The 14,815-nt window shown below is 64.7% G+C and carries 14 protein-coding genes; 7 read left to right on the top strand and 7 right to left on the bottom strand.

Going from position 1 to position 14,815, the window contains the following annotated elements:
- Nucleotides 1-32: 32 nt before the first annotated feature.
- Genes E3T61_RS08835 through E3T61_RS08865 form a run of 7 tightly spaced genes read right to left on the bottom strand, consistent with a single transcriptional unit; the run spans nt 33 to nt 8,098 of the window.
- On the bottom strand, nt 33-1,106 hold the full coding sequence (locus tag E3T61_RS08835) for a hypothetical protein (protein WP_134640495.1): 1,074 nt from the start codon (nt 1,104-1,106) through the stop codon (nt 33-35).
- A gap of 7 nt (nt 1,107-1,113) precedes the next feature.
- On the bottom strand, nt 1,114-2,649 hold the full coding sequence (locus E3T61_RS08840; protein WP_134640496.1) for an ATP/GTP-binding protein: 1,536 nt from the start codon (nt 2,647-2,649) through the stop codon (nt 1,114-1,116).
- The gene (locus E3T61_RS08845) at nt 2,646-4,346 is read right to left on the bottom strand and encodes a hypothetical protein (RefSeq protein WP_134640497.1); all 1,701 of its coding nucleotides are present in this window, start codon (nt 4,344-4,346) and stop codon (nt 2,646-2,648) included. Before E3T61_RS08845 ends, E3T61_RS08840 begins: the two co-directional genes overlap by 4 nt.
- Nucleotides 4,339-5,811, bottom strand: coding sequence for a hypothetical protein (locus E3T61_RS08850; protein ID WP_134640498.1), 1,473 nt, complete (start codon nt 5,809-5,811; stop codon nt 4,339-4,341). Before E3T61_RS08850 ends, E3T61_RS08845 begins: the two co-directional genes overlap by 8 nt.
- Nucleotides 5,811-6,533, bottom strand: a complete 723-nt coding sequence (locus E3T61_RS08855; RefSeq protein WP_134640499.1) for a hypothetical protein — start codon at nt 6,531-6,533, stop codon at nt 5,811-5,813. The genes E3T61_RS08850 and E3T61_RS08855 overlap by 1 nt, the downstream gene beginning before the upstream one ends.
- Before the next feature lie 26 nt (nt 6,534-6,559).
- Nucleotides 6,560-6,874, bottom strand: coding sequence for a hypothetical protein (locus tag E3T61_RS08860; RefSeq protein ID WP_241992474.1), 315 nt, complete (start codon nt 6,872-6,874; stop codon nt 6,560-6,562).
- Between the two features lie 6 nt (nt 6,875-6,880).
- Nucleotides 6,881-8,098 carry a MinD/ParA family ATP-binding protein gene (locus tag E3T61_RS08865; protein ID WP_134640500.1) on the bottom strand — a complete coding sequence of 406 codons (1,218 nt, stop codon included), beginning with the start codon at nt 8,096-8,098 and terminating at the stop codon, nt 6,881-6,883.
- Between the two features lie 319 nt (nt 8,099-8,417).
- Here E3T61_RS08865 and E3T61_RS08870 point away from each other — a divergent pair, with 319 nt between their 5' ends.
- The 7 genes from E3T61_RS08870 to E3T61_RS21890 all read left to right on the top strand — a co-directional run bounded on the left by E3T61_RS08870 (nt 8,418) and on the right by E3T61_RS21890 (nt 14,800).
- A complete protein-coding gene (locus E3T61_RS08870) occupies nt 8,418-8,741 on the top strand; it encodes a hypothetical protein (RefSeq protein ID WP_134640501.1) in 324 nt (107 codons plus the stop codon).
- A gap of 135 nt (nt 8,742-8,876) precedes the next feature.
- Nucleotides 8,877-9,200: an ArsR/SmtB family transcription factor gene (locus E3T61_RS08875; protein WP_134640502.1), complete on the top strand. Its 324-nt coding sequence runs from the start codon at nt 8,877-8,879 to the stop codon at nt 9,198-9,200.
- Between the two features lie 58 nt (nt 9,201-9,258).
- Nucleotides 9,259-9,495 (top strand): hypothetical protein, encoded by a 237-nt coding sequence (locus tag E3T61_RS08880; RefSeq protein WP_134640503.1) that lies wholly within the window; start codon nt 9,259-9,261, stop codon nt 9,493-9,495.
- A 245-nt stretch (nt 9,496-9,740) separates the two neighbouring features.
- Entirely contained in the window at nt 9,741-11,630 is a 1,890-nt protein-coding gene (locus E3T61_RS08885) for a hypothetical protein (RefSeq protein ID WP_241992475.1), read from the top strand.
- Nucleotides 11,631-12,113: 483 nt separating this feature from the next.
- A complete protein-coding gene (locus E3T61_RS08890) occupies nt 12,114-12,767 on the top strand; it encodes a hypothetical protein (protein WP_134640505.1) in 654 nt (217 codons plus the stop codon).
- A gap of 166 nt (nt 12,768-12,933) precedes the next feature.
- A complete protein-coding gene (locus E3T61_RS08895; RefSeq protein WP_134640506.1) occupies nt 12,934-13,293 on the top strand; it encodes a hypothetical protein in 360 nt (119 codons plus the stop codon).
- A 1,354-nt stretch (nt 13,294-14,647) separates the two neighbouring features.
- Nucleotides 14,648-14,800 (top strand): hypothetical protein, encoded by a 153-nt coding sequence (locus E3T61_RS21890; RefSeq protein ID WP_166793189.1) that lies wholly within the window; start codon nt 14,648-14,650, stop codon nt 14,798-14,800.
- Nucleotides 14,801-14,815: the final 15 nt, after the last annotated feature.

Raw genomic sequence — 14,815 nt, forward strand, 5'->3', positions numbered from 1 at the left:
GACCTGCAGCGCAGGCGTAGTCAGGTGGGGCATTAGGTGCCGAGTTTGAGGGGGTCGGTGCTGTACGGGTCGACGGCGATGTGGACGTGGTTGCAGTAGTCGTTGAACTGCGTCATCGACAGATCCAGCGTCACGCCGGCGTCGGCACGGCACTGGGATTGCCCGGTGCCGGACCCTTCCGGCATGACCGGGCTGAGCGCTTTGAGTAGTTTCAACGCGTTCGGGTCTGCGCCGGTGGTGGGCATCCGGTCGAAGGAGTAGAAGTCGACGGCATGGCCGCCTCCGTTCGCCGAGTGCGGTGACGTCAATCCGGAGCCGAGGATCTGGCCGGTGCAGGCCCGGTTGATGTCGGAGATCCCGACGCTGCCAAACGTGTTGGTGGCGATGGTGATCACTTGCAGGATCCGCGTGTCGATGCCGCAGTTCTCTCTGGTTTCGCCGTCGGCGATCCAGCGGATCTCGCGGAGGTGATCCGGCGACAACCCGGTGATGTTGCCCGCGTCGATCTTGACGACCAGGCCGGCCGCGAGGGCTCTGGCGTCCCCGCCGATCCCGGCCGCGCAGGCCGCATCCCCCGTGGTGAGCGCGGTGACCACGGCTTCCGCACCGTTGAAGTACTTCGTGTAGTGGTTGGGGTCGGCGTTGATCTGCACGGCGTGCGCTGCGGCCGTGGGTGTCATCGTCTCCCAGTTCGACACCCGCAGGAGACGTTCGAAGAAGAACGACGCCGCCTGGGTCGGGTTCATCCGTTCGGACAGGGTTCCCCAGGTGTCGCGTTGCTGGAACAGGCCGCGGGAGTCGGGGCCGGCCAGGTCGCCGTATTCAATGTTGCGCAGCGTGGATTCGCCCATGGCTGTCATCACGGCGATGGTTTGCCCGTGCACGTTGACGCCCAGCGTTGCCCCGGCGTTCATGATCAGGGCCGCGTTCACCAGCTGGTCCCCGTGGTACCCGGCGACCGCGCTGCGTTCGGCGGCGCCTTGAGGGTTCGCCGCGACCGCCGCGCACGCGTTGGTGCCGGGGCCTCCACCCGTGATCAGCAGTAGCCCGGTGAAGATGACTACCAGGAGCACGACGGCCCCGGTCCCCCAGATAGCTTTCTGCATACCGGTGTCAGGTGGGGGTGTCGCCGGCGGCCATGGCGGAGTCGGTGTTGGTGACCTCGATCTCCCAGTCCGAGCGGATGTGGCGGATGTGGGTTTCCGGGTTCGACCCGTACTTGAACACGCAGTTGCCCGGGTTCAAGCCCATGAGTGTGGCGGTGGTGTCGGGGGCGAAGTTAAACGTCTCTTGCGCCCACCGGGCGTCTTCGGGGCGGTCCTGCCGGAACGCGTACACCGTCTGTGCTTCCTGGACGACGGTGTAGCCGGGGCTGTCGGCGGGGATGTCGGTGCCTTTGTGCATGACGAAAACGTTGGAGATGCCGAGGGAGCGGGAGAGTTTCTGGTTGGATTTCACGAGCTGGGCGGAGGGGCCGCCGATCATGTGCCAGCCCTCTTCGTAGATCACGTTGGTGATGAACCCGCGCTCCTGGCGGAGCCGGCCCATCAGCCACATGTTCCCGATCGCCATCACCGTCGGAATCGCCGGCCCCGAATCCGGCAACTGGGAAATATCGAACGTCGTCAGCTTGTGAGAAAGATCCACATGCCGACTGGTCTCGCCGTCGAAGACACCGGCGTAGGTCTCCAGCAGGTTCTGCAGCCCGAACCGAATCGACAGCCCAGCCTGGTGAAACCGCTCCGACGCCTCCCCTGACAGTCCCTGATCGGTGGGCACCATGCCCAGGTACGGCATCAGGTCCGTCGTCGTCGCAGCCCTTTCGGTGTCTTGGAACTTGTCGAAGAGCAGCTGTAGGGCGTGCCGGGTGGCTTTTTCTTCCCATTCGGTGGCGGCGGTGTCGTCGCGGGCGATGCGGGCGACCGCGTTGATGAGCAGCATCTGCCCCTGCAGCCCGGTGCCCTGCGCGATGTGGGGGTCCATGAGGTTGAACCTGGTCCCGGTGCCGTCCGGGTCGAACCGGAGTGGTTCGGTGCCCATCCGTCGGGTCAGGGCCGCGTATTCGCCTTCGCCGCCCTCGTCCTTCTTGTCGAACACCACCGCACGGTGGTTTTTCAGCAGTAGCGGCCGCATCACCATCACCGTTTTCGTAAACGAGGACTTCCCCGACCCGACGGTGCCGATGATGAGCACGTTCGGTGAGGTCAACTTCCTTGGGGACGCGTTGTACGCAGTTGGGGCGTCGTGGCTGATCATCGTCGAGGAGAGGTTGTCGGTGCCGTTGACGACGCCCTCGATCCCCGTTGGGGCACCGATGATGCCGGTGTTCAGGATTTCGGCTTGCCGTGTCGTCGTCGGCGCCCCGGCCAGCTTCGGCGCATACCAACCCCGTGCCGCCGCGCCCGGTGAGGCACGCAGCACGGCTCCGGGGCGAGAGAACGGGGGCACGTCTACCGGTCGGGCGGTCGGCCCGACCTGGTCGTTAGCGGCCGCGTCCTCTTCACCGGTGAGGACGGGCGGGACGCTCTCTGTGGGCGAGAGGAAGATTCGCAGGCCCGGCACGGACGCGTACCAAGGCTTCTTCACCGCCGCGTGGGTGCGGTTGCCGGCAACGGTCTCGACGCCTGGTGTGGCGGGTTTGTGGGTCATGAGAGGGCTTCTTTCTCGGTGCGGCCGGCGAGCCGGTTGATCGCCCGGGACGTCAATGTTGGGCTTGCGGGGCGAAGGCCCCGGCCGATGGGCCAGGTCGTGCCGGACGCGGCGGACTGGAACGAGTCCTGCCAATCAAGCCGCTCGATACCCAGCCCGGTCGCGCAGGCTTCCTCGAGCTGCCGGGACGCTTGGGCGAGGTCATCGCGGGTGGGCGCGGAGATGGTGATGAACCCGATCCAGTCGACGCCATGGTGGTGGGAGCCGGCGGCTAGGTCTGCGGAGCGGCGTTGCGCGGCCGACATTCGTGTGGTCGAGTCGTCGGACACCAGGCGGCCTTTCTGCTGGTCGGCCAGGACCCCGGCGAGGTCACGGACAACGTCCGCACGGGCCTTCGCTTTGGCCTGTCCGGCGGGGACCAGGTGCAGGTGGAAGGACACGGACCGGACGAAGGTGAGTTCTCGGCCGATGAGTAGGTCCAGGCACCAGAGTGGGCTGCGGCCGGCGACGGCGAGGTTCTGGCCGTGTATCGCGGCCGTCCGGTGCCACCAGGTCACCGGGGGTGACACCGGGCCGTCGTCCCCCATGATCAGCGCTGTCGGGTCGACGTCTTCGACGACGTGTGCGGAGAACTCATCGTGCGAGCGGAGTCCGGCCTGGAGGGGGTCGACGGTGCGGGTGAGGTCGATGGGCAGGTGCGGGTTCTGCTGGTGCAGCATCAACGCGGTCGTCTGCTTCGCCGTCAGGGCACGCACGTCGCCCATCTTCGCGTCGTTCAGGCCCCGTTCGGTGGCTAGGATCTGGTCGGCCATGAGAGCTCGCCAGGCGTCGCGGCCGCGGCCGAACTTGGTGGCGGCGTCGATGAACTGCTGATCCAACGGCCACGACACGACAACGTAGTGGCGTTGCACCATCGCGTCAGCACTAGATTTGCGGATCACTTCGTCATAGGAGAGCTTCTGCGCCTCAAACGACTCCCGCTGCGCGGCCGTCCACTCCTCGTGAACAGGCTCAAGGCGGGTCTTCACCCACTGCTGTTGCCGGGCAGAGTCCGGCGGCAACACGCGGGTGAGAGTCTGCACGTCCCGGATCAACGACGACGGTGCCGCCCGGCGGGCCAGGAACTTCCCCCAGGCATTAGCCGCCCGGGTCAGCGCGGCCGCGGTCTCCATCCCGCGCAACTGCCCTGACACGGAGAACGCCACCGATAGGTACGGTTGTTCACCGATCGGAGCATGCCAGGCGATGCCGGGCATATTCGAGGCGTATTGCAGCCAGCCCATACCGTCGGCGCCGTCCGGGTTTGCTCGCATCTTCAGTGCGGTGCGCTCCGCTGCCCGTTTCTCCGTCTTGGTTCCCTGGTTGATGGCTTCTTGCAGCTGGTCCCACGCCCCGACTTCGTAGGGCAGGAACTCGTCGGTGCCGAGCCGGCGGCGAGCCCTGGTGCGGGCCCGCTTCCGGCGGCGCTCGAGCACCGTGCCCCGGTGCGTGCGTGCGGTCGTGAGCATCGTGATGCCCACCCCGGCCACAGCCACGAGCAGGGCCGGCCAGCCCAAACCCATGACCATGCCGACCATGCCGCCGCCAATGAACACGGCCAACAGGAATACGCGGGTCTTGGAGGCGGTGCCGCCAAAGAATCCGCGGTGACCCGTCTCACCACCCAGGTGCCGGACGTAGGACTCCGCGTTACTCATGGGTGGAGTCCTTTCCATAGTGCTGCTCGTGGTCTTCCACCGGAGCGACCGCAGCGTCCGTCACCGAATCAGTGACCTTCTTTGTCGTATCGAAACCAGCCTTCGCTCCGGCGGCGATCATCGTGGGAATCCCGATCGCCGCCCCGACACCAGTCGCCGACTCCGCCGCCCCAGCTGCCGCCATCCCGGTCTCCGCGGCGGCGGCGCTCCCACCAGCGGTGGCAGTCGCGCCGCCTGCAGTGGCGCCGGCGGTCGTCCCGCCAGCCGTGCCGCCGAGTGAGGCGGCTTCCGAGATCGACGACGTCGCTGTGTCGCCTTCGGCTGCAGCCGAAGCGCCGCCTCCGGAGCTGCTACCCGTGCTGCCGGTGCCGCCGGTGGTGACCGGTGAGTTATCCGACTCGTCGGATGCCGACGAGCTGTCATCGCTCTTGCTGCTCGCCGAACTACTGGGGCTGCTGCCGCCGTACTTCGCGTCGGCCTGCTGCATCGACTGGGACCCAATTGTCGGGCCCGCAACCGCCGCGCCGCCGCCACCGGTGGGGATGACGGGGGCGAACTTCGTCAATGCCAGCGGCGACAGCCCGGCCATGAACAACGCCAGGATCGATACCACCAACGTCACCGTCTTCGCAAGCGTAGGCGACCCGGAGAACACGTCGACCTGCGCGGACATCATGCTGTACGCGATCGCGAGCAGGAAGAACAGCAGCGGATGGGACGCGAGGATCCCGAACCATAGGTAGGCGATCTTGGACCCGAACTTCCGCTTCTGCGGGTCAACAATCCACACGAACCCCAACGGAAACAGCACCCCAGAGAAGTAGAGGGTGATGAGCTGCACGATTAGCATCAGCAGCACAATCAACAAGCCCAGGATCATGAAGAACATCAAGATCACCCCGAGAACGGCGCCGCCGGCCAAACCGTCACTGTTCTCCTCCGAGAGCATCACGGAGAACTTGTCCACGATCGTTTGTGCGTTGTTCGTCACACCCCACGAGATCAGCGAATCCGACAGGGCACCAAAGAATGACACGAGGAACGCGCCGAGCGCAGGCCCGAACATGGCACCGAGAATGAACGCCGGCCCGTACAACGCGAGCGATTCGCCCAACTCGCGGCCTGACTGGTGCCCGCGCGCGGTACGCACAATCTGAGGAATCAGCAAAGCGACAAACACGAAAATCGCCAGGGCGAACGACACCCGATACGCCTGCAGGAACCAATCCGCGGTCAGATCCGGCAGGGTCGCGTGCGTCAGCGCCGGCAGCACGTTATCGGCCAGGCCCTTGGCCCCGTTCTGCATCATCTTGAACGAATTCCCCGCTGGATCCGACCAGAAGTTCGCGACACCCGCAGCCGTATTCACGGCGTTATTCACACCGCCAACTGCATCTCTGATTCCTCCCGTTGCGCCGTCCCATGCGCAGGTGGCGATGTTGGTGCAGCCGTCTCCCGCTGCCATCAGCAGCCCCCGGTGTAGCGGTTGCCGCCAGCAGTGAGTTTCTCTGCGTCAGGCTGTTCGCCCTCGGCCACATGCCATGCGCCGTCTTCCCAGACCATGACGAAGGCCTGAGCTGTGACCTTAGTTGGGCTCAGTTCTCCATTCACTACGTAGCCGGCGGCAATATTTACCGTTACGCGGTCAGCCTTCGAGTTCTCACCGACGAGCCAGAGCCCGTTCGTGGTTGACAGATGGAAGGGGGCACCAGGTTCAACCTCACCGTTTGTGAGGTCGTCAGTGGAGGCATAGGTGCCAGCGAGGTCCCGATACGATTCCGGCGTGCCGGTAGACATGATGGCGTCGCTTACAGCGATCGCATCTGCTGAGGCTGGGTAGGGCGATTGCCAGACGAATCGATAGAAGGCCGTGGCGACTTCTACAGCTCCGTAGGCGCTATGTTTGGCCGCTTTCTGGGCGCTGAGAACCATGTTGACGTCGCGGTCCAGGCCACCGAGACAGCCGGTGGGTGCGACGTCATCTTCGTTGTCACCGCTGCCGGACGCGCCACCTGTGGCGGTCGGTGTCGGTGTTGCTGTGGGCACGCTCGGGGTGGGTGTTGTGGCCGGTTCGGTCGCCGGCTGTGTCGCTGTGTAGGCGATACCGCCGCCGATAGCGAGGACCAGGAGGCCGCCACCGATGACGAGAGGCCACCGGCTGCGGCCTGATGCGGTAACCATTCGCATGAGGGGACTCCTTGGGTGAGGGGCGGTTAGCCGGCGAACGAGAGGACGGCGCCGACGATGATCGCTAGGCCTGCCAGGGCGGCTAAGGCGATGCCTGCCCACACCGCTTTGCGTCGCCCTTGGGCGTGGGCTTGTGGGTTGGGGTTGGTGTCTCCGGAGGCCCCGGCCATGGCGACGATTCCGAAGATCAGGTATCCGATGGAGACGAGGATCCCGATGGCCCAGAGGGCGGCGATGAGTTTTTGCCAGAGGGCGGTGAACTCGGCTCCGCCGAATGAGAAGTCAGGCAGGATCCCGTCGAGGGGATTGTCGATCGCCGCGCGGAGCATGAGGTCGTGCATGGTGGGTTAGGCCTTTCGGTTCTGTGTGGGGGCGGTGGAGACCGCGGATTGCAGTGCTCGGACCACGCTCGCGGCCGCGGCCACGAATGCTTCTCTGGTCGCGGGCTGGAGCTGGGCGAGAGTCAGTTGTCCGCGCTCGGCGATGTGCGCGTCGTAGGGGATGTCGTGCAGGGCGGTGACGCCGGCTTGGTTGAGGAGGCGTTCGACTTCCTGGCGGACGGCGTCGTTCTCGGGGCGTCCGTCGGTGAGTCGGATAGCGATCGCCCGGTTGGCCAGTCCGGCGGAGTCGCCACCTGCAGCGCGGAGCTCCTCGAGCAGCTGGATGGCTTCCAGGACCGAGTCTCCAGCGTTCATGACGGGGATCACGAGGACGTCGGCTACAGACACGGCGCCCTGGAATGCGGAGGAGGTGGGGACATTGCCGGAGTCCATGACGCGGATGGCGTAGAACTCGTCGATGACGTTGGACACGGCCACGACGGAGTCGCCGGTGAGGCGTTCACGTCGCCCGGTGGATCCGATCACGGACGCGAACGAAGTTTGCGGGGCGGTGTATCCGGCGAGGCGGCCGACGGTGCCGACCTGGTCGACGTCGCGGACCAGCTCGCCCAAGCCGAGCTGCGGGTTCCCCTCAGCCCGGAAGTTCAAGGCGCCGGGGTCGTCGGAGACTTCCAAAATCGCGACAGACCCGCCACGAATCGCGGCGAGCACTCCCCCAAGCAACAACGCGGTCGGAGTCTTCCCGGTGCCGCCCTTCGGGTTGTTCACTAGCACCGACACCGCACGTGTCCACGTCGCCTGGCGCACGGTGGTCTCATGGGCTGTGCGCTGCTCTTGCAGGCGCCGCTCCCCCAGTTCCGCGGCACTGGGCCCGACCGGCAGGCCCAGATTCGCCAGGGCGCCCCGGAACCCTGTGGTGGCCTTGGCTGGGTTCGTCATTCGCGACCCGGCGACCAGGGCGGTCGCCGACCCACCAAACAGTACCGAGGTGCTGGCCAGGTTCACGGTGGCCGGCCCCTCAGGTGCGAGCTCCACATGCACCGGTGTCATGACGGGTTCTGCGTCAATCCCCGCTGGGAGGCGCGTGGGGGCACCATCAGTTGTTTCCGCTCGACGGCGAGGCGTCGGCGGGGCTATGTGGGTGGTGTCTTCCTCGATGTAATCTCCGGCGCGGTCAGCCGCGCCGAAGACATCGCGGGTGCTGCGGTGACTGGTGTCACTCATGTGCGGTATCTCCTCTCGAACTCTTGCTACGCATCCGAGGGATATAGGACGCCCCCCAAAGGCCCTGACTAGTCTCTACTTTTTCGCCCCCAAATGCCACCTGAACGAGGGGTGTGTCCGGACTGTGTGTCCGCTCAAATTCCCTGAATTTCGGTGACTGTTCATGTGGTCACGCAAACGGGTCGATTCGAAACCCTATGTGCGACCACCGACATTGGGAGTCTTGTTGATTTACACACGTAATTAGATGCGTTTGCATTAACCGCAAACGAGTCGTGTTGCGGCCGGAAATGCGCGGATCCACGCCAGAATTGAGCGCATGGCACGCGACGACAATCTGATGAAACATGCCCCTGACCGGGTGGCACTGTTCCAAGAGCTCTTCTCCGCGCCTTCCCGCGTGCTTGTGCTCCGCGTGTTGCTTCCCAGGCCCTTGAGCTTTAACGCACTGTTCGACGCGATTGGCGACACGATGAGCCGCCCCGCAGTCCACGCCGCGCTCATCGATCTCCGATCGATGGGCTACGTCGAGGATGATGCCCCCGACGACGTTCTCCGCCGGCCTGCTGGGACCGTTTTCACCGCTCGTCGAGATCTCGTCACCCGTGACTTCGGCCAGGTCCTGGAATTCGTCCTGGGTTAATCGCTGGCGCTGTTGTGCCGGCCAGTGCCAAGGTCTTGTCTTAATCGTCTGCGTCACGCCAGCACCTCTAATTCGACTCTAACATTAAGTGTTAGTGTAGAGTCGTGAATTGTTCAGCTGCGGCAGAATGAGGGGATGCCACGCTATGCGTCCCCTGAAGAACCTCTGCCGCCATCGGCCGAGAGGGCGACAGTGGTGTTTGGTGCGAATCCCCTTCGAGGTGCGATCATCCGCTTACTGGCGCTCAACCCAGAAGGGATGACGTCTGGTGCAATCCAGCGAGAGCTCAACACCACCTACCAAACCGTGTTCCGCCACCTCCAGGAAATGGAATCGACAGGCATCGTCACTTCGGACGCCGGCGAGAAGCGGCAAGGCCAGCGAGTCATCTATGCGCTCGATTCCAGCGCACTCCGGACGGCGCTCCAGGGTTACGAGGCGTACCTCCTCGGCAGTTAATCCGACACGCCGCCGGGTGAATGTATTAATAGCGATGTGTTCTGCCACCCTTGGCTCCATGGCCATGGAACCAGGACGCAGACGCCGCCAGGACAACGCACCAACTGTCCTCTTGCAGGTCCGGGTTGACCCGGAAATCTTCGCCCTCGTGAACGAGGCGGCAGCAGCAAGTGGCGCGGCGAAGGCCCTGTACATGCAGACTCTGCTTCGGTCACTTGCGGAGAACGGCGGGCACCTCCCGGTGCTCGACATCGGCCGCCCCCAACTCGAGGAGCTGCCCATACCAGCCGCTTAAACGAAAGAGCCCGTCGCTTTCGCGACGGGCTTCTGCAAGTTTCGTAGCTCAAACCCTCTCAGCTTCCCGGCGGTAGAGGTTCGAGCTAATCCAGATCACCAGCCCTCACGGGAGGTTTCTCTATGCCACAGAGCATAGCTGATTTCATGCCGAATGCACCCAGAAAGGTGTTCGGCGTGTCTACGGAGCAGCGGACAGCGTGGGATTTGACGCGCCGTATTAGTCCGCGCGACCAGGTCCGGGTGATGAAACGCGATGCGTATGGCCGTCTGGATGAGAACAACTACCCCTTGATTCACCGGGTCGGACCGGTTGAGCCCACGACGCCGTGGGCGATGAACCTGGCCGATGACACGGGCTTGTTTCGGTTCCTTTGCTTCGACTTCGACGGCAAAATCCAGGGCGCGGTCGACGCTGAGCTGATGGAGCAAGCCGCCGACCAGTGCGATGCCCTTTCCCGCATCCTCGACGAGCTGTCGATCGAGCACGTCGTCTGCCAGTCTTCAGGCACTGGCGGCCGCCACCTCTGGATCGCCCTCCAGGACGGGGCAGCTAAGAGCAACGTGGCTCCTGTTGCCCGGGTTGCCCAGGTCACGTATAGCCAGTTGGACTTCGGCATGCTCCTGAACACTGTCACCGGCGCCGCCCGGCCGCCGCTGTCCCCACACCGCGACGGTAGCCACTCCACCGTGCTCCGCGGCTCCCTGGCCGCCCTGGCTGCCCCGTCGACGACGACCGCCGACCTAGCGGCCCTGGCCCGGTTGCTTGAGGAGCGGAAGCCTGCGCTGCGGGCGCAGGAGAGCCGCCCGTCCGGGCCCGTAGACACCCACCACCGGGGCCACCGCGCACTGAGCGCCGCAGGTGCTGCGCACATGGCCACCATTGACGGCGGCAGCAACCCGTCCTGGACGGGGTTCATGTGCCTGCTCTCGGTCGCGAATGCCGGCTGGACTCTCCAGGACGTCGAACACGCTGTGAAGAGTGCGCCGGGGATGGAGCATTACCGGACGAAGAACACCGGCCGTGGCGGCCGCCGCCCCCGCTCTGCCGGCGAGGCCCGCGCCCGCCTGGAGCGCCAGTGGAACGTCGCCGTGCAGTACGCGGCCCTGCAACGCCCCCTGCCGGCACAGAAACCCCCGGAGGACCTCACGGAGCTGGACGCCATCGTCACCGGTGTGGCGGACCTGCTGGAGCGGTTCCGGGTCAACCCCGGCCGGTGGGGTGCAACGGAGGCTACGTCGAACCAGCAAACGATTCTCCGGGCCCTGGCGTACCTGACGCTGCAGACCGGCAAACGCGTTGTCGCCGCCTCGATCCGGGACCTGGGCCCCATGGCAGGCCTGGGCCGTACCACCGCGGCCAACGCGCTCATCGCCCTCACAGAGGCCGGCTACGTCGAGAAGGTCACGGCCAGCGACGAGGGAAACGCAGCGGAATGGCGGCTAGTCTCCACGTTTTCCACAACCCCACGTACAGTCCGGTCACAACCACTACATAACCCCCGCCCCCCCGCCGCCGATCTGCCTGTCGTCACGCGTAGCGCTGACGAGCTTTTCAACACCCGCGCCGCTCTCGTGGCCCAGCTCGAGGCGCAACTCACCGACCAACGTCACGACCTCTTCACTCGCCGCGGTCTGGGTCACCTCGCTGGCAAGCTCTACGCCCTCCTGAAGCAGCATTCCTCCGTCACCGTTGAGACCGCCGCCCGCCTTCTGGGCGTCACTGCCCGGCATACCGCGACGATCCTGGGCCGGCTGCGCCGACACAAACTCCTCGTCAGCCACCGTGACGGGTGGGCCAGGTCCAAGCAGGACCTCCGTGACCAGGCGGCGAAGATCCTCGGTGTGGCCGGGACGCTGTTGGCCCGTTTGGAGCGGTATCGGGTGGAGCGGGAGGTGTGGGCGTGGTGGCAAGCCGAAGTCACCACCATGAACACCCACCCCCGGCACCGGCCTAAGCGCCCTCACGTGTCGAGCCGGCCCTTATTCGAAGCCAGCAACGCCGGAGAACGGGTCTGGCCGCGCTATCCACGCTCGAGTGACAACCTGGCCGACCACCGATGCGCGCTCGAGCTCGTCGCAGCTGGCAACCTCAATCCAGAGAGCCGCTGGCAGTACCTCGGCGACGCCGCGTAAACGCGGCCACGCCACGCTCAGCTGGAGTGGGTGTGCGACTGCGGCTCAGTGCTGGAAGACGGCGAGGACCTCGGTGGCTAACGAGTTGGTGAGGACCCACGGTTGGTGCTTTTCGACGCCGGGACGCGGGTGATGTAGCCGCAACCATCCTCGAATCGCTCGACCGTTATCGGTGTGGCCCAGTTGACGGGCTAGATCAATGGGGGTGGTCGTACTCTCGGTCGCCGGCATGCCCGCAGCCTACCGACGCCACCACCTTCACAAACGCGAACCCTGTGGAGCCGCTTTGCGGCCGGCTTTGGTTCAGGCACTTTTTTGTCTGTCTGGCCGGTCATCGTAGTTCGCTCCCGCGCCTGCGCCCACACTCTCGGACGCGGTCGCAGGCTCCCTTATTTCGCCCGAGACTGCGGGCACTTCGGCGCTTCCGCTCTCAATCGATTCTCTTGCCAGACAGGCAAAAAAATCAGTTGAGCGGAGAGTCTCATGTATCTGTCCCACGTCGTTGTCACCGGGCCTGTACGCAGCAGTGATGACATTGCAGCCGACCGGAAAGCCGCGAACGCGTTCTTCGCCCGGTACGCCATCCCGGGGTGGAAGACGGTTCGGGATCTGGAGCGGTTGGTGGAGTTCTACAGTTACGACTGGAATCTGGTGTGCTGTGTTCTCGATGCTCGGGTGTGGACGTTGGATCATGGCCACGACAACGCGGTAGCCCGCGTTCACGCCAAAGCTGCCCGGGCCTCGCTCCAAGCGATGGATGCGATTCCTGCCCGGGACGACTCGAAGCTGCGCCCGTACGTGCACTACACGACCACCCGGCGGATGCCCGCCCCCGGCCTGACAGCCAGCCCGATCGGCGAACGACTCACCGGGCGGCGCGAAGCGGCCCGGTTCTGGGCGCTGTGCCAGAACCCCACCCCTGTGTTCATCGACAAGGTCTTGCACGCGGGGCACCCCTTCACCAGGTGGGCCTTGTTGAACCCGGGCTACGGTCCCCTGCACGAGGCCCCGGATAACTACCAGGGCACCATGCGCACACCTAAAGAGCTGCGGTTCAGAAAGGGCACCATCCGCCCCGGCGGTATGAGCTACGACCGTGCCCTCGAGATCGCGTTGCAGGCACTGCCGGTCAAATGAGTGCGGGCCGCGGCCGCCCCGTGACCGGGGCGACCGCGGGTGAGGGGCCCCCGCCCCCTCACACTCCCCCACCCCGGCAAGTTCTCCACAGGACCCAAAGCCAACCGTCACCCTGGCGGCGGCCCGGCTTAGCGTTCGAGGACCCGCTACTCGAAAGGACGCCCTTATGCGCTTCATCAAACTTGCCGTGACCACCTACGAGCACGACCGGACCCGCCCCGTGGTCGGCGCCGACGACGTGTGGATCAACCTCGACCAGGTTGTCTCCATCCAGGAGCAGCTGGACAGCAACACCTTCGCCGACGCCGTCCGGATGGGCATCACCCCAGAAGAGCACTACCCCTGCGTGGAGCTCAGCATGTCCAACGGCACCAGCCACCTGGTGTCCTTGGGGGTGTACGGCAGCCAGGCGGCGGGGTTTGACGCGATCGCCCGGTTCATGCCCGCCCTCATTAGCGCCGGCGCCACGACGGAGGACCAGTTCGAGCAGCTCCTGACCGAATCGCCGTCGGTCAGGGCGAACTAAACCAATCCCGCCGAGAACGCATTGGCCAGTTTCGTCGACCAACGCCGACCGCCAGGGTACGACTGCCTGCCGCGAAACCGAGGACGTTCTCCAGGAGTAACGTCTGCTCCAACCCGGCGTGACAGTCCCCCACTGCCACGCCGGGCCCACCCACGCAGCGACCCCAAGAATTTGTGGCACGGAACCCTGGCAACGATGATGTCGAAAGCCTCAACCTGGACGCTTTGCGCGCGTGGGGAGCCGGATCACCAAGCGAGACGGGGCGGGATCCACCCCCACTGCGCCAAGAACTGCGTGGTCTTATCGAGCAGGCTCAGAAGATTCCGGGAAACCGAAATCACGGCCAGTGACCGCTCCAAGACCGTGAAGAAGACCGCAGAACGGCGCCCACCCGACCCCCGCGGACCCACACTCTCTGAAGCCCCTGAGGTATCGTGGCTGGCGTACTCGCTCATACCATTTGACAGATCGATCGTCATCAATTCTCCTTACGTGCAGTTTGGGTTATTGCGGATCGGTGAGTGCTTTCTTGGATTGGCCCCGGTTGCACCCGGGGCCATTTCTTTTTCGTATGAAGTCGTTTCACACGAGTCGTTTCACAAGCACGTCGCCGTAGGCACAACGCTACGCGAACACGCCGACAGCAAAACGGTTCAAATGCTTCTCGTCACGAATGAATGGTTTCCGGTCGGTGTGACCTAACTTTTGCGAAGTGTCCCCTAGCACCACGTGACCTCCGCCCCAGTCGGCCACGCGGAGGAATGGGTGCCGCGTCCTAAGTGCTCGTTTACGAGTGAGATTTGATTCACCCTGAAAGTGAAACGAACGACGTCTGAGCGCCGTTAGCAGCGGATTACTAAATGCCTGGTAGCGGAAATATTCGCTGTCGAATATTGCCTGAATACAGCCTGATCATTGTGTTGTTTACTCGATTCCCGGGCGTGTTGCGTGCGGTAGTGGGCGGACCGGCCACGAAATGCGCCAACGAACACGTCGCCATGACCAGGTACCCGCCCCTAACGGGCCGTGACCGAACAGCGGCGCGGCCGCTGTACCCCTCCCCCAATTTGAGCCGCTGCGCGGCCGGGGCTATCAGAGTGACATCACTCTGAAACCAAGACGGCGCTGCCGTCACAAGCGAATCGGAGCCGCTGCGCGGCACTGTCCAATGGGGCTTTTTGTCCTTTCTGGCGTTTCACCGTAGCTCCCTCCCGTGCCTCCGTCACCCAAATTCTCGGACGCGCCCTGCGGGCATATTTCGCCCGAGAATCCGTGCACTACGGCACTCCCGGTCGCTATCGATTTCTCTTGCCAGATAGGGCAAAAAAACAGTTGTTCAAGAGGAAGAGAACCGATGGCTGAGACCGATTACCCGTACGAGAACACCTACCCCGGGGAGCGCTACGCCAGCGGGTGCGCCTGCAGCGGTTGCCGGTCCGAAGGTGCCGCAGACACTCAGCCGGGCGAAACCTGCACCGCCACCCGTTGCGCCGACAGCTTCGCCTAGATCGAGGGAAGAACT

The organism is Cryobacterium lactosi (genome assembly GCF_004403945.1).
GTDB classification, from domain to species: Bacteria; Actinomycetota; Actinomycetes; order Actinomycetales; family Microbacteriaceae; genus Cryobacterium; species Cryobacterium lactosi.